General features: G+C 60.6%; 21 protein-coding genes. 6 read left to right on the plus strand and 15 right to left on the minus strand.

Annotation, left to right across the window (positions count from 1 at the left end):
* Positions 1-21: 21 nt before the first annotated feature.
* Genes WNY37_RS04095 through hemN form a run of 3 tightly spaced genes read left to right on the plus strand, consistent with a single transcriptional unit; the run spans position 22 to position 2,877 of the window.
* Positions 22-525: a MarR family transcriptional regulator gene (locus WNY37_RS04095; RefSeq protein WP_342972186.1), complete on the plus strand. Its 504-nt coding sequence runs from the start codon at positions 22-24 to the stop codon at positions 523-525.
* Complete coding sequence (locus WNY37_RS04100; RefSeq protein ID WP_342972187.1) at positions 522-1,472, plus strand: S41 family peptidase; 951 nt, start codon at positions 522-524, stop codon at positions 1,470-1,472. The genes WNY37_RS04095 and WNY37_RS04100 overlap by 4 nt, the downstream gene beginning before the upstream one ends.
* Positions 1,473-1,521: 49 nt before the next feature.
* Entirely contained in the window at positions 1,522-2,877 is a 1,356-nt protein-coding gene (gene hemN / locus WNY37_RS04105; RefSeq protein WP_342972188.1) for an oxygen-independent coproporphyrinogen III oxidase, read from the plus strand.
* Between the two features lie 3 nt (positions 2,878-2,880).
* On the opposite strand, the gene WNY37_RS04110 is transcribed toward hemN, so the two are convergent.
* The 4 genes from WNY37_RS04110 to WNY37_RS04125 all read right to left on the minus strand — a co-directional run bounded on the left by WNY37_RS04110 (position 2,881) and on the right by WNY37_RS04125 (position 6,340).
* Positions 2,881-4,131 carry a serpin family protein gene (locus WNY37_RS04110; RefSeq protein WP_342972189.1) on the minus strand — a complete coding sequence of 417 codons (1,251 nt, stop codon included), beginning with the start codon at positions 4,129-4,131 and terminating at the stop codon, positions 2,881-2,883.
* Positions 4,132-4,215: 84 nt separating this feature from the next.
* Positions 4,216-4,974, minus strand: coding sequence for an enoyl-CoA hydratase-related protein (locus WNY37_RS04115; protein ID WP_342972190.1), 759 nt, complete (start codon positions 4,972-4,974; stop codon positions 4,216-4,218).
* On the minus strand, positions 4,967-5,446 hold the full coding sequence (locus WNY37_RS04120; RefSeq protein ID WP_342972191.1) for a MarR family winged helix-turn-helix transcriptional regulator: 480 nt from the start codon (positions 5,444-5,446) through the stop codon (positions 4,967-4,969). The genes WNY37_RS04115 and WNY37_RS04120 overlap by 8 nt, the downstream gene beginning before the upstream one ends.
* A 66-nt stretch (positions 5,447-5,512) precedes the next feature.
* The gene (locus WNY37_RS04125; protein ID WP_342972192.1) at positions 5,513-6,340 is read right to left on the minus strand and encodes a methyltransferase domain-containing protein; all 828 of its coding nucleotides are present in this window, start codon (positions 6,338-6,340) and stop codon (positions 5,513-5,515) included.
* Between the two features lie 151 nt (positions 6,341-6,491).
* On the opposite strand from WNY37_RS04125, the gene WNY37_RS04130 reads away from it, so the two are divergent.
* Together WNY37_RS04130 and WNY37_RS04135 are read left to right on the plus strand one after the other, a co-directional pair.
* Positions 6,492-6,893 carry a hypothetical protein gene (locus WNY37_RS04130; RefSeq protein ID WP_342972193.1) on the plus strand — a complete coding sequence of 134 codons (402 nt, stop codon included), beginning with the start codon at positions 6,492-6,494 and terminating at the stop codon, positions 6,891-6,893.
* 10 nt (positions 6,894-6,903) lie between these two features.
* Positions 6,904-8,277, plus strand: coding sequence for a hypothetical protein (locus WNY37_RS04135; protein WP_342972194.1), 1,374 nt, complete (start codon positions 6,904-6,906; stop codon positions 8,275-8,277).
* 63 nt (positions 8,278-8,340) lie between these two features.
* Here WNY37_RS04135 and WNY37_RS04140 read toward each other — a convergent pair whose 3' ends face one another.
* The 6 genes from WNY37_RS04140 to WNY37_RS04165 form a co-directional block, all read right to left on the minus strand.
* Positions 8,341-9,432: a GAF domain-containing protein gene (locus WNY37_RS04140; RefSeq protein WP_342972195.1), complete on the minus strand. Its 1,092-nt coding sequence runs from the start codon at positions 9,430-9,432 to the stop codon at positions 8,341-8,343.
* A gap of 142 nt (positions 9,433-9,574) precedes the next feature.
* Positions 9,575-10,690, minus strand: coding sequence for a DNA replication/repair protein RecF (gene recF / locus WNY37_RS04145; RefSeq protein ID WP_342972196.1), 1,116 nt, complete (start codon positions 10,688-10,690; stop codon positions 9,575-9,577).
* A gap of 663 nt (positions 10,691-11,353) precedes the next feature.
* Positions 11,354-12,475 (minus strand): DNA polymerase III subunit beta, encoded by a 1,122-nt coding sequence (gene dnaN, locus WNY37_RS04150; protein WP_342972197.1) that lies wholly within the window; start codon positions 12,473-12,475, stop codon positions 11,354-11,356.
* 177 nt (positions 12,476-12,652) lie between these two features.
* Positions 12,653-14,122 carry a DnaA/Hda family protein gene (locus WNY37_RS04155; RefSeq protein WP_342972198.1) on the minus strand — a complete coding sequence of 490 codons (1,470 nt, stop codon included), beginning with the start codon at positions 14,120-14,122 and terminating at the stop codon, positions 12,653-12,655.
* 469 nt (positions 14,123-14,591) lie between these two features.
* Entirely contained in the window at positions 14,592-14,855 is a 264-nt protein-coding gene (gene rpsT, locus WNY37_RS04160; RefSeq protein WP_342972199.1) for a 30S ribosomal protein S20, read from the minus strand.
* A gap of 133 nt (positions 14,856-14,988) precedes the next feature.
* On the minus strand, positions 14,989-15,765 hold the full coding sequence (locus WNY37_RS04165) for an enoyl-CoA hydratase (protein ID WP_342972200.1): 777 nt from the start codon (positions 15,763-15,765) through the stop codon (positions 14,989-14,991).
* Between the two features lie 100 nt (positions 15,766-15,865).
* Here WNY37_RS04165 and WNY37_RS04170 point away from each other — a divergent pair, with 100 nt between their 5' ends.
* Positions 15,866-17,794 (plus strand): gamma-glutamyltransferase family protein, encoded by a 1,929-nt coding sequence (locus tag WNY37_RS04170; protein ID WP_342972201.1) that lies wholly within the window; start codon positions 15,866-15,868, stop codon positions 17,792-17,794.
* A 6-nt stretch (positions 17,795-17,800) separates the two neighbouring features.
* On the opposite strand, the gene WNY37_RS04175 is transcribed toward WNY37_RS04170, so the two are convergent.
* The 5 genes from WNY37_RS04175 to mutS all read right to left on the minus strand — a co-directional run bounded on the left by WNY37_RS04175 (position 17,801) and on the right by mutS (position 25,591).
* The gene (locus WNY37_RS04175; protein ID WP_342972202.1) at positions 17,801-18,052 is read right to left on the minus strand and encodes a hypothetical protein; all 252 of its coding nucleotides are present in this window, start codon (positions 18,050-18,052) and stop codon (positions 17,801-17,803) included.
* A 40-nt stretch (positions 18,053-18,092) separates the two neighbouring features.
* Positions 18,093-19,547, minus strand: coding sequence for a hypothetical protein (locus tag WNY37_RS04180; RefSeq protein WP_342972203.1), 1,455 nt, complete (start codon positions 19,545-19,547; stop codon positions 18,093-18,095).
* Between the two features lie 86 nt (positions 19,548-19,633).
* Positions 19,634-21,445 (minus strand): SLC13 family permease, encoded by a 1,812-nt coding sequence (locus WNY37_RS04185; protein ID WP_342972204.1) that lies wholly within the window; start codon positions 21,443-21,445, stop codon positions 19,634-19,636.
* A 103-nt stretch (positions 21,446-21,548) separates the two neighbouring features.
* Positions 21,549-22,436 (minus strand): LysR family transcriptional regulator, encoded by an 888-nt coding sequence (locus WNY37_RS04190; RefSeq protein ID WP_342972205.1) that lies wholly within the window; start codon positions 22,434-22,436, stop codon positions 21,549-21,551.
* A gap of 491 nt (positions 22,437-22,927) precedes the next feature.
* Positions 22,928-25,591 carry a DNA mismatch repair protein MutS gene (gene mutS / locus WNY37_RS04195; protein WP_342972206.1) on the minus strand — a complete coding sequence of 888 codons (2,664 nt, stop codon included), beginning with the start codon at positions 25,589-25,591 and terminating at the stop codon, positions 22,928-22,930.
* Positions 25,592-25,731 lie beyond the last annotated feature (140 nt).

The following is a 25,731-nucleotide window of genomic DNA, read 5'->3' on the forward strand; positions in this document are numbered from 1 at the left end:
GTGTAAGTTATTACATAAAATATGACGGATGATGATTTTCTCAAACGGCTCGGCGTGTCGGCGCTGGGGACGCGGCTCAGGCGGCTGCTGGAGCGGCTCAATGGGCCGGTGACGCAGCTTTACCGCGATGAGCTTGGTTTTGAGCAACGTTGGTTTGCGCTGCTTCAGCTGCTCGGCGATCGCGGAGAGGTGAGAATGGGGGAGGCGGCAAGCGCGCTCGGCGTCAGCCATGTCGCAATCGTCCATTCGGTGACCGAGATGACCCGCAAGGGCCTTGTCGAGAAACGCGCAGACGAGGCCGACAGGCGCGTGTCCCTGATTGCGCTGAGCGATGCCGGCCAGGATGTGCTTTCGCGTGTCCGAACCGTCAGCCGTCGCGTTGATATGGCGGCAAAGGCGCTGCTCGAAGAAGCCGCGCCTGACTTCATGACGAGCCTCGACCGGCTGGATACGGCGCTCGAGGCGAAGGGCTTTGCTGCGCGGATTGAGGCCGCGCGGAAAACTGAAAAGGAAAATCAGATATGAGCGTTCTTCTTGCAGCGGCCCTCGCTGCGCTTTGCCCGGTCGAGGCCGATGTGATGGACGAGGCTGCCCGTGCATTTGAGGCGCACTATGTGTTGCAGGACCGGGCGCCTTCAATCGCGCTGGCGATCCGCGAGGACGCTGCCGTGCTACCGCGCAGTGATGCCTGTCAGGCCCCCGAGCGTTTTGCGGATGAGGCGACAGCCTATCTGCGCGATGTGTCGAACGACAGGCATGTGAAACTGGACGCCACACGCGCATCGCCAGAGGACGCCGAGGCCGATGAGGGCGGGTCGTGGATCGAGGACTGGTATGCGGCTGCACCATCGAAAAACCATGGCGTTGCCGCAGTCGAGATTCTCGACGGCAATATCGGCTATCTGAAGCTTACCAGTTTCTACGACCTGCCTGAGACATGGGCGCGCTATGGCGCGGCCTTCACCCTGTTGCAGGACACTGAAGCCCTGATTCTTGACCTGCGCGGCAATGGTGGCGGGTCTCCTGAAGCAGAGCTGCGCGTTCAATGGTCGATGCTTGAGCCGGGTACCACACCGCCGATCGTCATGGATCGGGGCGCCGATGGCCTGGAGCAGCGGCCCGTGCCGGAAATTGACTGGCCGCGCTATGGCGCCCGGCGGCCGCTCTACATCCTGACCAGTGGCCGAACATTTTCAGCGGCCGAAGCGGTCACTTATGGTTTGCAGGCCGCAGGTCGTGCGCGCGTGGTCGGCGAAGCGACAGGCGGCGGGGCTCACATGGTCGGCGATGGCCTGGCCTTGTCAGATAGTTTCAGCCTTTACATGCCAGAAGAGCGCCCGATCAGCCCGCATACTGGCGGTAACTGGGAAGGCGCCGGCGTGCCGCCCGATCTTGTGGTTGACGCAAGCGACGCGCTCGATGCGGCGCTCGATGACCTGACGATATTGCTTGCAGCAGAGACGGCCGACTAAGGGAAACCCCGGATAGCGGGGACCGTTCTGCATCGTGTTTCTACACGGCATGAAAAACGAATGGATCCCCTATGCGCGCGCTGCGGTGCCGCGTTATACGAGCTACCCGACGGCGGTGCAGTTTCACGATGGCGTTGGCGCGGTAGAGGCCGAGCGCTGGGCTGATAGTGTCGATCATGACAAGCCGATCTCGGTCTATGTCCATATCCCCTTCTGTGAGCGCCTCTGCTGGTATTGCGGGTGCCATACGAGCGTGCCCAACGGCTATTCGCGCGTCACGCGCTATGTCGACCTGCTGCACAAGGAAATCGAGCTCTGGGCGAGCCATGTGCCCACGCATGGTGGGGTAAAGCATCTTCACTTCGGGGGCGGCTCTCCCAACGCTCTCTCAGCCGATGATTTCATCGAGGTCTCCGAGCATATCTGTGAGGCGTTTGGTTTGTTGCCCGACGCCGAGTTCGCTGTGGAGCTGGACCCGCGCTCGCTCACCCCTGAGCGGATCGGCGCGCTCGCCATGAGCGGCGTGACCCGTGCCAGCCTCGGCGTCCAGACGCTCGCGCCGCATGTGCAGGAAGCGATCAACCGCATCCAGCCGCGAGACATGCTCGCGCGTGCCGTTGAGGACATGCGCGGTGCCGGGATTTCCGGGATCAATATGGATCTCATGTACGGTCTGCCGCACCAGACGGTGGACGACGTCATCGATACGGCCTGCTTCGCCGCGGCGGCAGGCGCCGACCGCGTCGCGGTCTTCGGCTATGCGCACGTCCCATGGTTCGCCAAGCATCAGAGGGCGATCGATGAGGCGGCGCTACCGGGGCTGACCGAGCGCTTCAGGCAGGCCGAAGCCGTCGCCGGGACGCTGGCGGCGGCTGGATATGAGCCCGTCGGACTGGACCACTTTGCAAGGCCCGGCGACGAAATGGCCGCTGCGGCGCGAGAAGGGCTCCTGCACCGCAATTTCCAGGGCTATACGACCGACCCCTGCGAAACACTTATCGGGCTCGGTGTGTCGTCCATTTCGGCGTTCCGGCAGGGCTTCGTGCAATCGACCAAGGACCGGCGGGCCTGGGAAACCTCCGTTTTGATGGGCCAGCTGCCGACCGAGCGGGGTGTCGTCGTGACCGAAGAAGACCGGCTGCGCGGCCGGGCGATCGAAGCCCTGATGTGTTCACTGACCGTCGATGTTGAGGCGGTCTGCCGCGAGATGGGGGCGGACCCACACGCTCTGGATGACGCGCTGACGCGCGCTGCGCCGCTTGCGGCAGCAGGCCTCTGCGTGATCGAGGGGACACGGATAACCGTGCCGGAGCCTGCCCGCGCCCTGATGCGGACCGTCGCGCGCTGCTTCGATGCCTATGTCCCGGATGAGACCGCCGCGCCCCGTCACGCCAAGGCGGTGTGACCGTCAGCCGGCCCTAGGGTCTTCGATGCGGCCCATGAAGGGAATGGCACCGGTCTCCTGCTCACGGATCACGAAAAGGAAAGGCCGGTCGCAATGAAAGGGTGTCGGAGGCGGCTCATAGCCGGAAGGGGCTATCATCATGTCAACCATCTCAATGGCGGTGGCAGCGGCTGCTTCTGTGCCTTCCTCGTCGACCTCGACAAAGGTCTTCTGGATGACCTCGTCAAACGCAATGCCTTTGCCATCGGGCTGGCGCGCAGGGTCTGCGATGCCTGAAAAATCGGCGTCCAGACCGAAGCATTTGCGCAGGCCCATGGCGTTGAGAGCAGGAGACAGCTCGTAGGTTTTCTCGACCCGGAATTTCGGGAGCTTGAGGTCAAGTTTCTCAAAGTCAGCGTTCGAGAGGTCCAGCTCTTCGGTCAGCGTGTCACCTGAGACGAGGAGTCGTTCGACCTCGCTGACCGAAACACCTTTTAAGGGCAGGATCACGTCCATGCAAAGCCCAGCCGGGCGATAGGCCAGACGCGCCACGCTGAACGACTTGCCGCGATGGAACTGATAGCGCCGCGTTTGTCCCATCATGGGCACCTGCACCGTCTGTCCGCTAGCCAGCTCAAAATCATGATCGGTTGTGTCTCTGTGGCTGAACTCAGTGGCCCAGCCCGCTTTCATGTAGATCGTGTTGACCAGAACGGCGCGGATGTCGGGCGACATCGACCCTGCGTCCAGCAGATTCTTGATGCGGTTATTTGTTTTGTCCTCGACCCAGCGGTTGATCGTGCTGGCCGCTTCGCCCCGGTCCTCCCTGAACGGTGCGCGGTGTTCCTCGGCGTCAAAATACTGCGCAACGGCATCCAGCCAGGCCTGTTCGACGACCACGCACGGATCGAACCAGACCGAGTTGTTGATGTAGATGGGCTGCGGTTCGGGCTCCCGGCCCATGGCTTCGTCACGTTCAGACAGCGTGTCGCCCGTGGCGAGGCGTCTTTGAAGGAAACTGCTGGCTTCAATGGTGGCATCGGCGTCGCCGCCATGCCCGAGCGTTTCCTGCAAGCCCGCTAGCGTTTCGCCGCGAGCGCCCGGCAGCAGCAGCGCAAGACACGCTTCGAGGCTGACCGGCGATATGAACAGGTTGCCCGGCCGGTCGCGGACGGTGTTGTAAAGCGCAGCCGCGAAGCTTTCCGGTGGCTTTGCGGGCGCGTCTGCATTCTGTCGAACGCTTGAGATGATGTTTCTGAGCGAAGGGGTGGTCATGAGCGCCTCCAATACCGAGCCGATACAGGCTCAATAAAGAAGGCGCAGAAAGGGGCGTTATCGGTCCAGAAGCTGGTGTTTGTCCTAGTCCTCGAAGACCGGCGCGCGTTTCTGCATGAAGGCGGCGGCGGCCTCGGCAAATTCGGGCGATTTCAGCTGGGCGGAGAAGATCTTGCCTTCGGCCTGCATCTGGGCGGCGACGGCGTCACGGTTGTGACGGATGAGGGTTTTCGCCAGCCGCGTGGCTTGCGGGGCCGAGGCCGCGATCTTGCCGGCACATTTCATGGCTGCTTCGACTACTTTACCGGCCGGCAGGACACGCGAGACCAGTCCACAGGAGAGCGCTTCTTCCGCGCTGAGGGCGCGGCCAGCGAGCAGGATTTCGTTCGCCATGGAGTTTCCGACGGTCAGCGGCAGCAGCATGGAGGAGCCCGCCTCCGGTACAAGGCCGAGCGCGGTGAAGGGCGCCCGGAAGTCAGCGGTTTCGGCGGCGTAGGCGATGTCGCAGTGGAGCAGCATGGTCAGGCCGACGCCGATGGCTGGACCATTCACGGCGGCAATGATGGTTTTTTCCGCATCGCGGATCGTGTTGAGAAACCGCTGAACCGGTGGCTCTCCCTCTTCCATGCCGGCCGCGAAATCGGTGAGATCATTGCCGGCGGTGAAGAGGTCGCCATTGCCGGTAATGACGATGGCGCGGACGCCTTTGTCGCTATTGGCATCCTTGATCGCGTCGGCCATGGCGCCGTACATCGCCTGCGTCAGTGCATTCTTGCGCTCGGGGCGGTTGATCATGATGGTGAGGATGCGGTCCTGGGTCGTCGTCTTGATGTGCTCAGTCATGATGTGTCTCCGTCTGATCTGCTGAATTGGGGTGGGAGATGCCGGACACGATGCGGTCGCCATTCTCCGAAACATGGGTGAGAAATCGCTCGACTGCCGCGATTTCTGTTGTTGTGAAGCCCTCAAGCAGCGCTGCGTTGACCGCGCGCGTCTGGATGGCAGCGCGTTCGATGAGGGCGCGGCCCTTGTCTTCGATATAGACCAGCTGGTTGCGCCCGTCGTCAAAGCTCGTTTCGCGGCGCGCCAGACCGTCTTCGACAAGGCGGTCAACGATGCTGGTCAGGGTCGATTTGCTCATGCTCAGAACTTTGGCGATCTCTCCAATGGGGCGGCCGTCCTTCTGATGCAGCACGAACAGCACGCCCTGCTGAGAGGAGGATATGCCTGCATCGCTGCGCAGCTTGCGGTCGGCGGCGCGAAACAGGGCGCCATGGGCGCGCTGGAGGAGGTGGAAGATTCTGGGTTGGTGCATAATAGTACGGATTCGTACTTTACACGTCTAAGGGGAGTATCTGGAAAAATCAATTCGGATGTTGGCTTACCCGGGGACTTTCGCCAGGATTGCGGTCGGCATGATCTGCTCTGCCTGCCATGCGGCAAGCAGATTGGCGCTTTTTTCGCCGGCGCCGTCACCCATCAGGGTGGCCGTGCTGATCGCTGAGGGCTTCTTGCCTGTCTGCTCTGCCAGTCGCTCAAAGAAAGCGCCGGCGATATCCGACTGAGGCACGCTGCTATGGATTGCGAACCCGGCGGCTTCGAGGCCATCCTCATAGGTTTCGACCGGTTCAACGAAGCTGATCGAGCCTTCGCTGGCCCATGGCATCGGAAAGCGGAGCGGCGTGCTCGCATCCCGCCCGCGCATGATGTCGTAAATGAGAAAGCGGCCACCGGGTTTCACGACGCGCTTAACTTCGGAAAAGAGCTCGCCTTTGTGCTCGATATTCATGCCTACATGGAACATCCACGCGCAATCGAATGTGTCGTCTTCGAAGTCGGTCTCTGCGGCATTGCGGTGATGCAGACGCACCTTGCTGGTCAGGTTGAGCCAGGATGAGATCGTCTTTCCAGCTTCGATGAAAGTGGCGGTCAGGTCCACGCCATCCACCGCGCATCCGTAGCGGTTGGCGGCGTAGCGGGACACGCCGCCTGTGGCGCAGCCAACATCAAGCGCGCGATGGCTGGATTTCAGTTCGAGTTTCGGAATAAGGGCCGCGGTCGCCGCGCGAGCGCCGATATGGAATTCCTCGAGCGGTGCAATCTCTTCGATCGTCACCGTGTCAGGCGTGCGATCTATAGTGCCCAGGGCCCGCTCTATGCGCGATAATAAATCGATAGAATTGTAGTGATCACTGACCGGACCTGGCATCGCTTTCGCCTCCCTCACCCGGTTATTCTGTAAGGATTTCCGACAGCGCGTACAGTCATCATGCGCCTGATTTGCAGCATGGCTGAGCCTTGAGGCGCGATCTGGAAATGAATTGACTTCGCGGGCGGGAAGGCGGATTCCTTTTTCCGTCATGGGGACGTTGAACTCGCTCATCGGGCGCCATAGAGCGCAGATCAAGGAAAGGTCGCGCAGATCGCGCTACATCCTGCTGCTCGCGATCATGGCGACGCTGACCTGTTTTGCGACCTTCATTTCGGCCTTGTCCGGCGACTACCCTCTCCCCATCGGGGCCGAGATTTTTGCCGGAAAGCCGGAGCGGTTGCTCGGCGCGACCAATTTTTTCATGATGACTGCGATCGGCGCGGCGCTGCGGATGTGGCGGTTTCGGCAGATGAGGGTCAAGCTGATGATCGCCGAGGCGTTCATCCGGGAAGACGATCAGGATACCGCCATGAAACTCTTGCTTGAACCGGTCTTCGGCGACGAGGTCTGGGATGAGACCGATGGACAGACAATCAGCGCGCGTGCGTGAAGGAAATTGAATGACTGACACGACGAAAGAGCATCAGATCACATCGGCCGACCTGCTCGCCGAGCTGCGGGAAGAGCAACAGAGTTTCCGCTTCCTGATGACAGCGCTCGCGGCGATCATTGGCATGGCGGCCGTCATCGTGGCGGGCAGCGTGATCTATTTCTACATGCAGCTGTCCGGCCTGAAGCAGCAATATGCCGAACAGACGCGTCTCAACGAGATGAATTTGCGTATCGTTGCCGGAGAGGCTGGGCGCCAGCGAGAATCGACGCAGGCCGCTATCGTTGCCATTCGCGAAGAGAATGAGGCGGCCCGTCGGCAGGCCGATCTCGCGCGGGAAATCCAGCGTGCCGACAGTGTCAGCCAGGCGTCTGGATACAAGGAAAATGCGATGCAGCTGGCCCAGGCGCATTTCCTTGGCAATCCGCTCAATGAGGTGACGTCTCAGGTTGTCGGGCTGGTCCTGCGGGCCGATGGCACTGATGGTGAACTTCTCTCAACCGATGAGCGTCTTCAGTTGCAGGCGGCGCTTGAGGACTGGGGCGGACAGAATGCCGAGGCGGTGCGCGGCTCAATGACGGCGCTGCTGGAGAACTCTGAATCCCTGGAGGCGCAGGCGCGAGGCGCCGCCGGACTCGCAGCGCTGGAGTACCGGGCCGCCAACGATTCTTCGCTTGGCTGGAATCGCGGGTGTTCGACCGTGGTCGACTATGTGAACCAGGCGTCGGCGCGTGGACTCGAGGCGCCGATGTTGCTGCTCTGGAAGGGGCAATGCCTGCGCAAGCGCGGCGATGCGCTGCTGGCTTATCAGGCCTTCCTGAAAGCGGCGTCCATGCTTGAAGGTGGTGATTTCGACGAAACCCTCCTGCAGGCCCAGATCGCCCATCACGGCGTTGGCACGACCCTCGTTGCCCTGGTCGCAAGTGAGCAGCTGCCTTCGGGGCAGGACTCCGAAAGCGCCCTTCAGGAAGCCCTTGCAGAGCTTCGCGAAGCGGCGCGTCTGCGGGCCGAGCGCGGCGCAACAGCCGTTGGTGTTGCCTATACTGAAGAGAATATCGGGTTCATCCATATCCTGGATGAGGACTGGCAAACCGCCCTCGATCATACCAAGCGAATTGATGACATCCTGCCGCTGGCCTGGAACCTCACCGTCCGCAACATTGCAGCGGCAGAGAATGAGCAGGCGCTTCGCCGCTCGGACGGATCACGCGAAGACATCCGCAGGATGGAGAAAATCCAGGATGATACAAAGCTGGTTCTGGGGCTCATGAGCTGCAACCAGATCGACCGGCCGGAGCTGAAGCGTCTGTTGCCCGCGCGGTACTCAGCCAAGGTCGACGAGCTGTCGCGTCATTGCGAGGCCGATGCGGGTGGATCGCCTTAGGTGAGCGGCCTTGCCAGCGACTGATCGCGTTGCCGGGAAATGTCTCAGTCCAGCTGGGAGGCGCTAGGCTTCTTCGCCCATTCGCACCCGGTCCGGTAGAGCGGTCACCGAATAATTGAAGCTTTCGGGCTGAATGTCGAAGATTGCTTCGCCGCCGAATGTCTTTGGCACGATGCGCTTCAGGATCATGCTGCCAAAACCGTTGCCGGGCTCGCGCGCTTCACGCGGCGCGATGAGCTTTTCCTGCCAGTAGAATTGCATCAGGTCGCCCTGCGTCCAGCCAAATGTTGCGCGTCCGCCCGTAGAACCAAGCGCGCCGTGCTTGACGGAATTGGTGCCGAGTTCATTCAGCAGCAGCGACATCGCAAAAGCGGCGCGCGCCGTGATGTGAAAGTCATCCTTGTCCTGGATGGCGATCAGCGGTTGGTCGGGTTCGGGCTCAAATGGCGACAGCGACTTGATGGCCAGTTCGCGGATCGAGACCGATTGCCACTCATTCATTGCGAGAAGTGACTGGGTTTCGGCCAGCGTATTGATCTTGTCGCGCAGGCGGCGGACGAACTCGTCGCGCTCCACATCTGATTTGTCGAGCAGGCTGATCAGGGAGGACACATGCGCATACATGTTGCCCATGCGGTGCTCCAGCTCCCGATTGATGACCGAGAGGTCGCGGACCTGACGTTTGCGGGCATCAGCCTGAATCTCGACCATGACACCATCAGCGAGATCGCGAAGGATCTGCTTGTCGGTTTCGTCGAATGACTCGCGGGGCTTCGGGTCGATCACACACAATGTGCCGAGCGCGTGTCCGTCTTTTGTGACGAGCGGCGCGCCTGCATAGAAGCGGATGAAAGGGTCACCCGTGACGAGGGGATTGTCCGCAAAGCGGATGTCCTTGGACGCATCCAGAACGACCATGACGTCATTGCCGCGAATGGCATATTCGCAGAAGGCGACATCGCGGCTGGTCTCTGTTGTGTTCAGCCCATAGCAGGATTTGAACCACTGGCGATCAGCATCGATCAGCGAAACAAGAGCGACTTCCGTTTCCAGCGAATTCGCTGCGAGACGGGTCAATCGGTCAAAACGCGGATCGGGGGCTGAATCCAGCAGCTTCGTTTCCGACAAGGCAGCCAGACGAGCTTGCTCTTTCATGGTCGTAAGACCTCTCACCTCAGCACCCGGCCTGCGAGTGCTCAATATGCATCCCTATCGGGTAGCGTGCCCTATCGCTCGGAATTATGCAATGTTTTGAAAGCAGGAATAATTGGATTTTCGATGCAAGCCTTGTGGGACATCAGGACCGGGATGGGACGATGTCTCCATCGGCGACTTCAAGGGCCTGTGCGCGGTCTCTGAAGGCGTCAAACAGGAAGCTTTCGGTGCCGGTGAGCCAGGCCTGTCCGCCGAGGTCGCAGAGCTCGTCGAAGAGGGCGGCGCGGCGGTCGGCGTCGAGGTGGGCTGCGGCCTCGTCGAGCAGGAGGATAGGCGAGGGCCCTTCGCCATCCTGGCTGAGCGCTTTGGCAGAGGCGAGAATGAGCCCGATCAGCAGCGCTTTCTGCTGGCCGGTCGATGCTTCGCCGGCAGGCATGCCTGTGGGCCGGTGGATGACAGCGAGATCTGTGCGGTGCGGGCCGGACAGGGTGCGTCCCGCCGCCATGTCGCGGCGACGGCCATTGCGATAGGCATCGGCGAGCCCCTCAAAGATGGTCTTGAAGTCCTCGCCCTTGATGGCGGATTGCTCGGCCTCGCCCTCCAGAGAGAGAGCGCCTTTCGGGAAATAACCGTCGGGCCGGGCGTCGACAGCGGCTTGCAGGTTTTCCAGGACACTGGCGCGGTTGATGGCGATTTCGGCGCCCGCTTCGGCCATCCGGGTTTCGATGGCATCGGCCCAGGCCGGGTCGACATGGCCGCGCTCAAGCAGGGCATTTCGCTCTCGCATGGCGCGCTCATATCGGGCAGCCGCGGTGCCGTGTGAGGGGATGTGGGCCATGACCTGGCGATCGAAAAAGCGGCGGCGATCGGATGCCCCGCCGCGAAACACGCCGTCCATGGCAGGGGTCAGCCAGACGATGCGGATGAGATCTGCGAGGTCAGAGGCCTGGGACGGGGCGCCGTCGATGCGGATGATGCGTTTGGAGGAATTGCCATCGGTTTCGAGGCCGACGCCGATCTTCTGGTCATCGACGGTGGCAGAGACGGTCCAGCCTGTGTCTGCGCCATGGCGGGTGAGATCGGCGAGCGTGGCTGAGCGCAGGCCGCGTCCCGGACCGAGCTGTGAGACCGCTTCCAGAAGGTTGGTCTTGCCCGCGCCATTCGAGCCATAGAGGCAGACATGCCGCCCAACGAGATCGAGCGAGACGGTCTCGTAATTGCGGAAGTTGGACAGGCGGAGGCGCGTTAGGGCGGTCATGTCTTGTCATCCTCCCCCGTTCACGGGGGAGGTGGCCTGCGAAGCAGGTCGGAGGGGGGAACCGCAGAAGGGAGCGCTTGCTGCTTTCCCCCTCCGCCCTTCGGGCACCTCCCCCGTAAACGGGGGAGGAGGACAGTCATCGAAGGATGTGGCTAACGCAATCATGATCCGAACGTTTAAGGCTGACTCTCCACACATTTCCAGATGTTGAAGTATGCGTCACCCTCGACCGCGCAGCGGTCAGAGGGCCCATCTCCGAACGCTGAAGTCACGCGAGCCGAGATGGTAGGAGATGGGCTGTCAGATCGCCTTGGGGCCATCGAGAGTGACGCCAACACTATCCAAAGAGCCCATTCAACGACCCCACAGCATAGATTGGCACGAGCACAAGAAGCGTGATGATTGCATTGCCTGCGTAAAAGAAGGCACGCCCCCGGCGCATCAGCAAAAAAATGATCGAAGTTACGAAGGCGATCAATGGAATAAGGTGAGCCAATGCAAAAATGAAGAGCGGAACGATAGCGTCCGAGTATCCGATGGCAAAGACATCCTCTCGTCCAGTCGACCAAAAGGTCGCGACGCAGATTATTCCGAAGATCGTTAGAACATAGAGAATGAACCTCTGCAGCGCGACGATCGGGTTGTCTCGCCCCGCCACGGCGATCAAACCCGAAGCGGCATCAGCACATAGCGTGTGGCAAGATCGCCCGGATCGAGGATCAGCGCTGGTGAGGCCGGGTCGTTCAGCATGAATTCGGCGTCTTCGGCTTCGATCTGCGCTGTGACATCGAGGAGGTATTTGGCGTTGAAGCCGATTTCCATCGCGTCATCGCTATAGTCGCATTCGATCTCTTCATGGCCCTGGCCGGTTTCCGCGGAGTTCACAGCGAGCGTGACCTTGCCGTCGGCCAGCGACAGCTTCACAGAGCGTGAGCGTTCGGCGGACACGGTGGAGACCCGGTCAACGGCGGCTTCGAAGGATTTGTTGTCGATGACGAGGCGCTTGTCATTGCCCTTCGGAATGACGCGCTGATAGTCCGGGAAGGAGCCGTCGATCAGCTTGGACGTCAGCACGGCGCGGCCGGCCTGGAAGACGATCTTGGTCTCGGATACGGAAATGGTGACATCGCCGTCGACCGCATCGATGAGGCGGCGCACTTCGCCGATTGCCTTACGCGGGACGATCACGCCATCAAGCCCTTCAGAGCCTTTCGGGGCCGGCGCGTCAGCGAGCGCGAGCCGGTGGCCATCCGTGGCCACGGCGCGCAGGACTTTCGCGCCCTTGTCGCCATCGGCCGCGTGCAGATAGACGCCGTTCAGATAATACCGCGTCTCTTCGGTCGAGATGGCAAAACGCGTCTTGTCGATCAGGCGGCGAAGATCTGCCGCGTCGACATCAAAAGTCGTCGCGCTGTCGTCGCCGGTCATGGTCTGGAAGTCGGTGGCCGGCAGGGTTGGCAGCTCGAACTTGGCGCGCCCGGAGCGGATCGTCAGGCGGCGGTTTTCCGGGTTGAGTTCAAGCTCGACATCTGCGCCAGCGGGCAGCTTGCGGATAACGTCGAACAGGGTGCCGGCAGGCGCTGTGATCGACCCTTCGCTGTCGATCTTCGCATCGGCGCTGTCGACGGCCTCGATATCAAGGTCTGTTGCGACCAGCGTCAGTTCGCTGCCCTTGGCTTCCATCAGGACGTTCGACAGGATCGGAATCGTGTTGCGCCGCTCCACCACGTTCTGCACGTGGGACAGTGCGTTCAACAGATCACTTCGTTCAATCGTCAGCTTCATCGATCAGCCCATCCTGTCAGCAGTCTTGGTGCCGCTGTCCTTCTTGTTTGCCTGTTCATCATCCCCGGTTGAGACGAATCGGCCCGCCTCCTCAAAGGAAGCGGGCCGAGTACCCTTGTCAAAATGGGCTAAAATGCAAGCCCCTGAAAGCGGAAGATTCGCAGGAATCTTTGCGGATCAGCCATTTCCCTCGGACTGGATTTCGAAGACCATCTCCCGGACACGTTCAACATCACGAACCATGTCGGCATCGGTCTGCATGGCCTTGCGGATCTTGCGCCATGCATGAAGCACCGTGGTGTGATCCTTCTTGGCAAAGGCACGCGCAATCTGCGGCAGGGATTTGTCCGTCATTTCACGGCACAGATACATGGCGATCTGGCGCGGGTGACAGACCTGACGGGCCTTCTTCGCGCTCTCAATCTCCGGCTTGGAGATATCGAAAATGCGCATGGCGGCACGTTTGATATTGTCCAGCGTCGGGGCCTGATATTCGCCCTGCTGACGGCGAAGCACCGTAACCAGCATGTCCATATCCGGTTCGACATCGCCGTAGCCGGTTTCGGTCTGCAGGCTCCACAGGACACCGCACAGCTCACGGCCCGGGCCACGAACGGTCGCGACGATCCGGTCGATCATCTCTTCGCTCAGCTCGAAGTTTGGCTGATCCTTGCGGATGAGAGCGGCATGGAGGCGCACAATCTCACGGCGCATTTCCTGATCGGGCAGACCCACTTCAGCCGTTGCCGCACCGAGCAGCTCACCGCGCATACGCTGTGAGAAGCCTTTCAGGTCTCCGGGGGCTTCGTCAGCCGTCAGGAGAACACGGCCACCGCTCTTTGTGACGGACCGGATGTTCGCAAAGAATGCCTCATCGGTCTTCTTCTTGCCGGCGATCCACTGCAGGTCATCGATCAGCAGGAGATCATTGTCGCGAACTTGCGCTTTCAGATTGCGGGTGTCGCCCTCGCGAGCCCCATCAACGAAGGCCGTCATGAATTCTTCGGCCGTCATATAGGTCACCCGGCGTCCGTCAGCGCGGGCGGCGATGGCGAATTCGATCGCACGGAGAATGTGCGTCTTGCCAGTGCCCTGGCGGCCATAAATGAGCGCGACGTCGGCCCGCAGCATGGTGCCTTCAACGAGCCGCTCAGCCAGACGTACGGCACACTTGTTTGTGTCGCCCACGATCAGCGTCTCGAAGGTCATCGAGCCGTCGCTTGGTGCGGTGACTTCGGCGGCTTCGTCGGCGTCGTTGCCGATTGCCCGTTTTGCTTCCTGTTCCGCGGACCACAGATCACCTGCGAGCTCGCGTGTTTCTGCCGGTATGTCCTTCCAGCAGGCGATTTCGAGGGCACGGCCCTTCGGGTCAGTCTTGCGCCAGACTCGTTTCAACATCGGGCGGTGATTGCCACTGATGCGGTCAAAGGTGAGTTGGTCACGCGCAGCGATGAGAACAGAATTGTTAACCTCAGCCACGAAGCGCAGGTCTTTGATCCACTTGTTGTAGTCGTCGGGTGACGCGATCTGCCGGGCGTCATCCAGAACAGCGTTCCAAATGGCCAGACCCTGATGCTTGTCGATAACTTTACCCTCGGCTTTTTTGCCTTCTCTACCCCAGTTGCCAGATTCTTCTTGGCGCCCCATCGGAACTTCCCCTTTTCTGTGTTTTGTGTTCCACTCTCCACAACGACAAGGAAGACACGAACCCTGCTTTCAGACCTCACCGGTCTGACGCCAAAAACACGCTGTACAGGGACTAATTTCCGTCGATGGATTTACTAAAACACAGGGCCTCAGAGTGAGTCTAGCTGCCTTTTTTTTGATTCTTCGGAATAAGCATCTTGAAGTTCTTGTGACAGGGGAAAACTCCAGAAAATTCAATTGTATATAAGCCTGAAAAAATATTCGGCGCACAAGTGAACGTATAGTACCTATATATCTGTTCCGCAATTGTTCTGTCAACTTTTGAGGCCCCAACAAGCTGTGAATTTAACAATTTTTTTGTCGGCTTTTGCAGCCTGATCACAGCCTGTGCAGACGTAAAAAAAGACCCGCATGGGAAGCCATGCGGGTCTTGCAAAAATGCAGATTTGTAACGCTTCGAAGGAAAGCGTTAGCTCATCGCTTTGACGCGCGCGCTGAGGCGCGAAATCTTGCGGGCCGAGGTGTTCTTATGAAGAACGCCCTTGCTGGCGGCGCGCATGATTTCCGGCTGGGCCGTCTTCAGCGCTTCAGCAGCGGCTTTCTGGTCGCCGGCATCAATCGCTTCCTCAACCTTGCGGATGTAGGTGCGCATGCGCGAACGGCGTGCTGTGTTCACTTCGGTGCGACGTGCAATCTTGCGCACCATTTTCTTGGCTGAGCGTGTATTCGCCATCAATAACTCCTGAGTGTCCGGTCGGACGCAAGCGGCGGACATACCTAAACCACCCCATGTCGTCAACCGGAATGGGCGGTGATGGGTGCAATAAAGGCAGGCGCGATACAGCTCGCCCCCGCCGGACCCCGTTTTAACGATTATTGAAGTGCGGTTCGCGCTTCTCGACGAAGGCTTCCATGCCTTCTTTCTGGTCGTCCGTTGCGAACAGCGAATGAAAGAGGCGGCGTTCGAACATCACGCCCTGGCTGAGTGTGGTTTCATAGGCCGTATTGACCATTTCCTTGGTCATCATCGCTGTGGCGCGCGGCATGGACGCGATCTTGCGGGCAACAGACCGGGCTTCATCAAGAAGATCATCAGTCGGTACGATGCGCGAGACGAGACCGGAGCGTTCAGCTTCGGCGGCGTCCATCATGCGGCCGGTGAGGCACATTTCCATCGCCTTGGACTTGCCGGCAAAGCGCGTCAGGCGCTGCGTGCCGCCAGCGCCGGGCGATACACCGATGGTGATCTCCGGCTGGCCGAACTTGGCATTCTCGGCAGCGAGGATGAAATCGCACATCATGGCCAGCTCACAGCCGCCACCAAGCGCGTAGCCTGACACGGCTGCGATAACCGGTTTGCGCATGCGCGAGGCGCGCTCCCAGTTCTTCGTGATGAAATCGGCATAATAGGCGTCGAGATAGGATTGCTCGCGCATTTCCTTGATGTCGGCGCCGGCAGCGAAGGCCTTCTTGGAGCCGGTGATCACGATGCAGCCAATCGTTGCATCATTATCGAAACGGTCGAGCGCTTCGGTCAGCTCATCCATGAGCTCATTATTGAACGCATTCAGCGCGTCCGGTCGGTTCAGCGTGATAATCGCGATCGCGTCATCGACTTCGGTCAGCAGCGTTTCATATGCCATGTAAAGTCCCGTTTTTGCGTTCTTCTTGCGTTTGCGGTCTCAAGCCGCGAATGTCGTGTGCCATACGGGAATAAAGGTTCGACGTCGATAGGAGTCCCCAGTGAAGAGAATTGGCAAGGCGGTTATGTCCACTGTTGCAGGCGTTGTTCTGGCGGGGCTCGCAGCCTGTGTGACAGAGACAGCAGCCGCCCCGGAAGCGAGGGCGCAGGCTGTTACACCCAGCGAGGCGCCAGTCTCGGAGGCGGACTCTGAACCGGTGCTGCCCGGCCCCGGCGACCGGATGCCGTCAGGCCGCGATATCGGTGTTCGATCGGCTGTCGTCGCGCCGAATGCGGCGGCGGCCACGGCCCATCCGCTGGCCACACAGACAGCGCTTGATGTGATGAAGCGCGGCGGCAGTGCGGTCGATGCGGCGATTGCCGCGAATGCGATGCTCGGGCTGGTTGAGCCGACCGGCAATGGCATTGGCGGCGACTTGTTCGCTATCGTCTGGGATCCAGAAACGCAGAAGCTCTACGGTTATAATGGGTCGGGCCGCTCGGCGATGGGCGCGACACTTGAGGATATGCAGGCCAAGGCCGATGAATTCATGGATGGCGAGGAAATCCCGCCTTATGGGGCGGCGCCCGTGACTGTGCCAGGGACCGTCGAGGCCTGGTATGCGCTGCATGAGCGGTTCGGCAAGCGTCTGATGAACGAGAACCTCGAGCCAGCGATCCGCTATGCGCGCGAAGGCGCGCCGATCCCCGAAGTGATCTCTTACTATTGGAGCTTTGGACCAAAGCGATACGAGCCGGCCTATGAGAGCGGCATGTTGGAAGAGTATGAGAACGCCAAGGCGACGTATTTCTCGCCGGCGCCGCGCGAAGGCTCGCTGTTCAAGAACCCGGACCTTGCCGACACGCTGGAGCGGATTGCCTATCACGGCGCGGCCGAATTCTATTCAGGCGAGACCGCCCACATCATGTCGGACTATTTCGAGCGCATTGGCGGGGCGCTGCGCTATGAGGATTTCAACCAGCATGACGGCGAGTGGGTCGAGCCGTTGTGTGTGACGTATAGAGACGAGGTGAAGCTCTGCGAACTTGGGCCGAACACGCAGGGCGTCGCGGCGCTGCAGATGTTGCAAATGCTGGAGCGGTTCGATCTGCGGGAGATGGGTTTTGGCTCGGCGGATAGTCTGGTGGCGCAGATCGAAGCGAAGCGTCTCGCCTTTGCGGATCGCGCCAAGGGCTATGCCGATCCGGCCTATAGCGGCATTGATCCTGAGGTCTTCATCCGCGAGGGCTATAACGCCGAACGCAGCCAGCTGATTGATCTCAGCAAGGCCATGGATCCACCTGAAGCTGGCTTTGGCGCGGCAGACGCGGCTCTGAATGATGGCGACACAACCTATCTCACCGTGGTCGACAAGGACGGCATGATGGTCTCGCTGATCCAGTCGAACTATCGCGGCATGGGCTCAGGCCTTGTGGCCGATGGTCTCGGCTTCATGTTCCAGGATCGCGGCCAGCTCTTCTCGCTCGACCCTGAGCATCCGAACGTCTTCGAGCCAGGCAAACGGCCTTTCCATACGATCATTCCGGCCTTCGCGTTCAGGAAGGACATGCCGGGCTGTCAGGTCCGCGCTGTGGCCGCCGAAGAGGCCTGCCCATATGAGCCGTGGATGAGCTTCGGCCTGATGGGCGGGGGCATGCAGCCGCAGGGCCATGTCCAGATCATCCTCAACCTCGTCGATTTCGATATGGGCCTGCAGGAGGCGGGCGACGCGGCGCGCTGGGAACATACAGGTGGCTGCGAGCCGACCGATGACCTCTCCGGCGACGCCTGCGAGAGCGATATGGGCGTCGTCCACCTCGAAAGCGGTATCCCGCCGGAAACGCGCGCCGAGCTTGAGCGCCGCGGCTTTACAGTCGAGTGCTGCAGCGCCAATGGCGGCGGCTATCAGGCGATCGCGAAGGATTTCGAGACCGGCGCCTGGATCGCCGCGACCGAGATGCGCAAGGACGGCAATGCGGACGGGTATTAGTCAGCGCTAGGTCCGGGGCGTCTTGTCCCGCACCTTCTGTTTTGCTTTCCGTGCCGGACTGTGGCTCGGCTTCCCGCGTGAGCGATCATTGCGCGCAGCCGGTTTAAGATCGCTATGGTCCGTGGGCGGTCCCGCCTCGGCCTTTTTCAGCGTGCGCTTCCGCGCCTTGATCTTGTGAACAGGAGCGCCCTGCTCAGCCAGGACAGCCTGGTCCGCCTTGCGCTCATTCTGGGTTTTCGGCTTTCGGAAGTACGCCATTCGCCCAGACTATCGGGAAAATACGGCGCTGCGAAGTCGGCTAGTTCGTGAAGCAGACCTGTTTTGTGCCGTACTTGGTATCGCCGGCCGAATAGCAGCGTGTCGTCGGTGCGTTCGTCCAAAGATAGTTCTTCTGCGCTGGCGGCGCCCATCGATCGCGCGATTGCTGCGTGCGTTGCTCATTGATCCGTCGCTGGCGTTCTGCGGCGGCGCGATCTGCTGACTGTTTCGCCCTATATTGCTGGACCTTCGGCCAGACATAGTCCGGCGTGAAGGCGCAGACGGCTGAGGTTGCGACCTGACGCTCGGGCGACTTCTCGGCCAGATACAGAAGACGGCGGAACGCGGCCTCGGCGCTGTCGGCCGACATGTTGTCGCCGTTCGTGCCGAACACATAATCCTTGACGTCCTGGCACCGGTTAGAAGCGTTGACGAGGTCGTAGCGCTCCATCCATGCTTCGGCGAAATCGGTCCAGGCGGCGTGGTCGTTTCCGAATGTCGGGCGGGTGCGACGCCGCAGAGCCGTGTAGGGGTCGGGCGCGGGCTGGAAAGATTCGAGGGGCTGTTTCATCACCCAGTCGCTCAGCGCCTGGGGCATGACGGGACATTCTTCATTGTTGAGGTTGGCTTTCTCATAGTCGAGCGCCCAGCCGATCCCCTCACCAGGCACGCGTCCTGCGGGCACGTAGTCGGCGTTGATGCCGTTGTAGACATAGCCGTAAGCGATCTCGCAGCCGTTGAGGCCGGCGAATTTTGCGTCGCGGGCAGCTTGTCTCTCATTGGCGAGCTTCGACTGGTAGTAATCATAGACCGTCTTCTCACCAGATTTCGGATAGAAGGTGCAGTTGTAGCTTTCAAAGAAGGTCATGCCATACATGATTGCCCAATCGGCCTGACGCAAAAGGGCCGGATCGGCGCTCTGGTTCAGCTTTGTCGCGTCGATCTTCAGGCCTTGGCCATTGGTCTTGATGCTCATCTCGTTCGACAGGTTTGTGCAGGCCTCCTGGTCGAACTCGCTGACATAGAAATCGTCTTCGAGATTGATGTGGACATTGTCGTCGCCAAAGCAGGTGCCGATATTCTGGCCCGCATATTTGATGGCGGCAGGCGGAGGTGGACCTGCTTCAAAATAGCGGTAGAGCGCGCCGCCGGGCTGGAGCGCGGCTGCGCCATTCGGGCCGCGCAGCGTGGCGGCCATCGCCGCGTCCCGCGGGATGCCGCAATCGAGGACAAAGTCCGGGTCAAAACAGTCCGCGAAAGGCAGGACAGCCTCCGGATTGGCTGACGCGAAGGGCGCTGCGCCATGGATATACCAGGTCAGAATGATGCCGGAACGTGTGAAGAAATAGGGGTCCTGCAGCAGGGCTTGCGGCTCATTGCCCATCGCGGTGGGGGCAATGCAGTTTTTGTAGCTTGCCCAGGTCTCAGCGCTTGCAGATGCCGCCATAGCCACGGCCAGCGCCGCTGCCGCCATTCCACGACGTAGAAGTTTCATGAAACCGTCCCCCTCAAGTCTGGGCCGCACATTAGCATCAATCGAAGCGCTGCCAATCGTGATCGTCTCGCCAGACCGCGCTCGTATCAGGCCAGCGGCCAGAAAACCGGGATCACGAACATGGCGACGACGAACAAGGTCAGGTTCAGGGGAATGCCGACCTTGGCGAAATCGGTGAATTTGTATCCGCCCGCGGAGTAGACCAGCGTATTGGTCTGATAGCCGATGGGCGTTGCGAAACTGGCGCTCGCTGCGAACATCACAGCGACGACAAAGCCGCGCGGGTCTGCGCCGAGGCTGGTTGCAAGGCCGATGGCGATTGGCGTCATGAGGATGGCGGTCGCATTATTGGAGACAAACTCTGTCAGCACCGAGGTGATGAGATAGATCGCCGCCAGGGCGGCCAGAGGGCCGAACGCGCCTAGTGGGCCGGCAATGCCGCCGACGATCAGGGCGGCCGCGCCCGACTTGTCCAGCGCAATGCCAAAGGCGAGCATGCCGAAGATCAGCATCAGGATATCCCACTGAATGGATTTATAGGCTTCCTGATGATCAAGGCAGCCCAGCGCGATGACACCGGCCGCGGCGATGAGGGCAAGGCCAGCGATTGGCATCACGCCAAGGGCAGCAAACACCATCACGAAGAGAACGGCGCCAATGGCGATGGGCGCCTTGTCGCGGCGAACCGGGCGTTCTGTGGTCTCTGTGAGGTTGGAGAGCATGCCATCCTCGAACATCTGTTTCAGGCCGGCCGCCGGGCCTTCCAGCAGGACGGTGTCGCCCACATCGAAGCGAATATCGCGTCCGCCAAGGCCAATATTCTCACCGCGCCGATGGATGGCCAGCGCGTAGACACCATACAGGCGGACCAGGCCTGCGCCGACGATGGGACGGCCCACAAGCCGGGATTCAGGGCCGACGACGCCTTCCATGACATGGGTCTCGGTCGTCTGGACCGGCTCGAATGCGTGCTGCCCGCCCGCGCCTGCGCCAATAGCGACATTCCCGGCCTCGCGAAGGGTCAGCATTTCTGACACAGGGGAGCGGATGACCAGGCGGTCGCCGCCTTGCAGGGTCAGCGTCGACAATTCGTCTCTTCGCGAACGGTTCTCGCGCATGACGTCAATAACGGTGAATCCTTTCTCGGCGGAGAAGCCCGTTTCCTTGACGGTGCTGCCAACAAGCGGGGAGTCGACCGGGACGAGAACTTGCGCAACGAATCGCCGGTTTTTCGTCGTGGGTAGCAATGCCGCGAGGCTGTCACGGTCCGGCAAGAGCTGACGGCCCATAATGACCATGTAGATCGTCCCACCAAGCGCCATGAACAGACCGGCCGCTGTGATTTCGAATATGCCGAAAGCGGCCAGACCCGCATCCCGGGCTACGCCGTCCACTAGCAGGTTTGTCGATGTCCCGATCAGCGTTGTCATGCCGCCGAAGATGGATGCGAAGGATAGGGGGATCAGCAGTTTCGACGGCGACGTGCCAACCGTCTGCGCCAGCCGGATTGCGACTGGAATAAGGATCACGACGATCGGCGTGTTGTTCATGAAAGCCGAAAGCGTGATGACGATTGCCATCAGCGCCACGACGGCGAGCGTCGGCGTCCATCGTGTCGCCAGACGGATCACCAGATTACCGATTGCGCCGATAACGCCCGTGCGCTCAAGCGCAGCCGACAGGATGAACATGGCGCCGATGGTGATGGGGGCGGCGTTGGAGAAGACGCCCAGCGTCTCATCGACCGTGAGAATGCCTGTGACAAGCAAGGCCGCCATGGCCAGAAGCGCCGTGACGTCCGACGGCAGTTTTTCGCGAACAAAGCCCGCAAAGACCAATGCCAGAAGACCGAGCACAATCGCGATCTGGATCGGTTCGGACAGGGTGAAGTCAATCATGCAGGCTTGGGTCTCGAGGAGCTATACTATCTACAGTCTTGCGCGCACAGGCAGCGTCATTGCAACTGATTTGTGCGATCAGAAAAGTGAAACGCCATAATGGCTAACAGTCGAAGACCTTGCGAACGTCTGATAGCCCATGGCTCATGAAATCCATAAAAGCCCGAACGCGAGGCGACTGGCGCAAGTCAGGGTGCGTCAACATCCATAGCCCGGTCGAGATGCGCTCATCCAGCATCCCTTCGATGCGTTTCAAGCCATCGTGCTGATCGCCGAAGGCTCGGGGGAGGACGGCAATCCCTGATCCCCAGCGCGCCGCCTCAGCAATGGCGACGTAATTGTCTGCCCGCATTCGGACCCGGTTGCGGGGGACGTTGTTCGAAATCCATTCATTCGCCGGCGTGCCTTCAAAACTGTCGGTATAGCCAATCCAGTCATGCTCTGCCGGCGAGTGGGACCTGAAGCGAGCGGCATATTCCCATGAAGCATACAGCCCGAAAGTCACGTCGCAGATCCGCCGGCCCGCCAGATGTTCAGGCGGCGCCATGGATGGGCGGATGGCCACTTCGGCTTCGCGCTGGCTGACATTGAGGGTGCTGCTGGTGAGGTTGATGTGGAGCAGGATGCCCGGATGAGCGCTCTGAAACCGGCTGACGAGTTCAGCGATCTGCGCGATATACATCGAATTCGTGGTGGTGAATGTGAGATCGCCGGACACGTCGCCAGAGGCTCCGCTCATTTTTCGCTCGATCGCCGAAAGGGATTCGTCGATCTGGCGAGCGGCCTCCAGGAAGGGCGTCGCCTCCGGGAGCGGGGTTAGTCCCCAACCGTCGCGGGAAAACAGCCTGTATTGCAGTTGCTCTTCGAACGCTGAAATTCGCCGCTGAACCGTGGTCCGGTTGACGTTCAGCCGTCGGGCGGCTTCTGCAATAGTTCCAGTGTCGGCGAGCGCTGCGACATAGCGCAGGTCATCCCAATTCCAGTTGTGCATTTTTGCAAAATCTTTGGGCAAATTTGAACGATCTTAGGCATAGACGCACAGCTGGAATCGTTCTTCAATAGACGCGGGCTGATTTATATAGTAATTCGCTTAACAGGCGAGTTTTCTCAAGTATGTAAACCTGCCCACAAGTTTCAGTTTGGCCGTTACTGGTCAGCTGTTTGAAATTGTCGACGCCGCCCAGGTCCCGTCCCTGGACCAAGAGGTAACTCTTGCATGCAGATTCGTTGCTGCGAATGAATTTGCATCGTCACTGCCACGTTGTCCCCCATTACCATGATGTGGCTGTGAATTGGGCTGGCGTCGACAAGCTCATTCATCCTTAAATTTTTGTTAATGACAAGCGCGAATCCCTTCGCAGGCGCAAAAATAATCAAAAATTGCATCTTTTTCGCGCTCGGCGCGAGATTCGCCCGCTGAGTGGTCTCGCGGCGCGAACAAATTCGCTGGTGGGTTGTCTCCAGATGAAGCCGGCGCAGGCGCTAGCTATTGTTCTTCAGCCGGTAGATGAGATCGAGCGCTTCCTTCGGCGTCAGATTATCCGGTTCTATGCTTTCAAGCAGTTTGAGGGCCTCTGATTCCGGGGCGGCATCGAAGGGTTCGGCGTCCTCAGCGACCGCTGCGAACAGGGGCAGGGCATCGACCGCGTCGGGTTTGGCTTCGAGCTTTTTGAGAACCTGTTCTGCGCGTCGCACGGCCCGAGCAGGCAGCCCGGCAAGGCGCGCGACCTGCACCCCGTACGATTTGTCGGCCGGGCCTGATTGCACGTCATGCAGGAAGACAAGCTCATCCTTCCATTCCTTGGCGCGAAGGCTGAGATTGGCTGCGTGGTTCAAATCGTCAGCCAGATTTGTCAGCTCATGATAATGGGTCGCGAAGAGGGCCCGGCAGCCGTTGACATTGTGCAGGTGTTCGACGGCGGCCCAGGCGATGGCGAGGCCGTCATAGGTCGATGTACCCCGGCCGACTTCGTCGAGAATGACAAAGCTCTTGTCGCTTGCCTGGCTGAGAATGGCGGCGGTTTCGACCATCTCGACCATGAAGGTGGACCGTCCGCGCGAAAGGTCATCGGATGCGCCAACGCGAGAGAACACCCGGTCCGCGACGCCGAGCGTCAAGGATCTGGCGGGGACGAACAAGCCTGCTTGAGCCATGATGATGGCAAGACATGCCTGGCGCAGATAGGTCGACTTACCCGCCATGTTCGGGCCGGTGACGAGGGCAAGCCGTGGGGCGGTATTGCCTGAGGCATCGAGCTCCAGGGCGTTGGCTGTAAAGCCTTCGCCTTCCGCCTTGAGCGCGGCTTCAACGACGGGATGGCGCAGACCATCGGCCTTGAAGACAGGGTCCGCCACCAGGGCAGGGCGAACCGCGCCGACTTCGTTCGCCCACGATGCCGCTGCCGAAGCAAGGTCTATCGCGGCGAGGGCGTTCGAAACGGCCGATATGGCCCTTGAATACGCCTCGACGCGGGTGCAGAGCTCCCGGTAGAGTTCGAGTTCGCGTGTCTTGGCCGCTTCCTCGGCGCGGGAAATCCGGCCAGCGAGATCCGACAGTTCGGCGGTGGAAAACCGAATGTTAGAGGCAAGCGTCTGGCGATGGATGAAGGTCTCGGCGTGCGGCGGTTTCAGCAGGGCTTCGCCATGGCGGGCCGGCACATCGATGAAATAGCCGAGTACATTGTTGAATTTGATCTTGAGGGCGCTGATGCCGGTCTCTTCTGCGTAGCGCGACTGCAGGGCCGCGATGACCTTCCGCGAGTCGCGGCGAAGGGACTGGGCCTCGTCCAGTGCCTCGTCCCACCCGTCTGCGATGAAGCCGCCATCGCGGGCGAGGGTTGGCAGGTCTTCGCGAAGCGCGGCGGCGAGATCGGAGGCAAGCGTCGCAAGGTCGGCCTGTTGTTCGAGCGCGAGCGCGTTGGCGGCATCGGCGACCAGCTTCGGCAATCCGGTCTCAAGGCTGGCGAGACAGGTTGAAACGTCACCGCCCGCTCTGATCGCGTCGCCGATGGCTTTGAGATCGCGCGGGCCGCCCCGGTCCAGACGGATACGCGTTCGCGCGCGTTCGATATCGGGGACGGATTTGAGCTGAGCGCGAACATCGCTGCAAAGGTCGGTTTCGTTCGCAAAGAAGCTGACACCATCGTGGCGCGCGGCTATTTCCTCAATGTCACACGAGGGTTGCGCGAGACGGGCGGCCAGCAGGCGTGCGCCCGGCGCGGTGAGCGTGCGGTCGACTGTGGCGAGCAGCGTGCCGGATCGTCCGCCATTTATCGCGCTGTCAATCTCCAGGCTTGCGCGGGTGGCCGGGTCAATGGCCAGCCGATTGCCGGTCTCTCCGCGTTGGGGCGGGTCGAGACGGATATCGGCGCCTGCCTGGGTGAGGCTGAGATAGTCGAGCAGGAGACCGGCGGCAGACAGCTCGGCGCGCGTGAACGCGCCGAAGGCGTCGAGGGCGGCGACCTTGTAGGTCGCCTTCAGGGCGGCTTCACCCGATTTGGGCGAGGCGGCGCGTTTCGGGCGCCGGGTGACCGGCGTGCGGAACGCTGACAGGGCTTGCCGGACGAGCGGGCGGGCTTCGTCTTCCTCTGTGACTAGAAGTTCCCGCATGGGCAGCGCCGACAGACTGTCGCCGATGGCCTCGGGCGCAATCGACCGGATGTCAAAAGCGCCGGTCGAGACATCGCAAGCGGCAATGGCTGCGTCTGCCCCACCAGATGCAAACGCAATGGCGACGAGCGCCTGGGCCTGACGGGCAGGGAGGATTGTGTCTTCGGTGATCGTGCCGGGCGTAACAATGCGCACGACATCACGGTTCACGATGGATTTCGATCCGCGCTTCTTGGCTTCGGCGGGCGTTTCTGTCTGTTCGCAGACCGCAACGCGTTCGCCGGATTTGATCAGTCGGGCGAGATAGGCCTCGGAGGCATGGTATGGCACGCCGGCCATCGGAATCGGCCTGCCTTCATGTTCGCCGCGCGAAGTGAGCGTGATGTCGAGGATCTCCGAGGCGCGAACGGCATCTTCGAAAAACAATTCGTAGAAGTCGCCCATGCGGAAAAACAGCAAGGCATCCGCGTGTCTCGCCTTGATATCAAGATACTGCGCCATGAAAGGAGTCGGCGCTTTGGCAGGCTTTGCACTCATGTGACTATCGGGCATTGCGGGAGTGTAACGGATTCGGGCGCGGCGTCTGCATTTCAAATAAGCGCGCTTCAGCGGGTTGTCGCCCCCTTCGGAGCGGCGTAGAGACTGGCAAACCAATACAAGGCATAAAAGGTCAGAAG

It is taken from the genome of Henriciella sp. AS95, assembly GCF_038900055.1.
GTDB lineage: Bacteria > Pseudomonadota > Alphaproteobacteria > Caulobacterales > Hyphomonadaceae > Henriciella.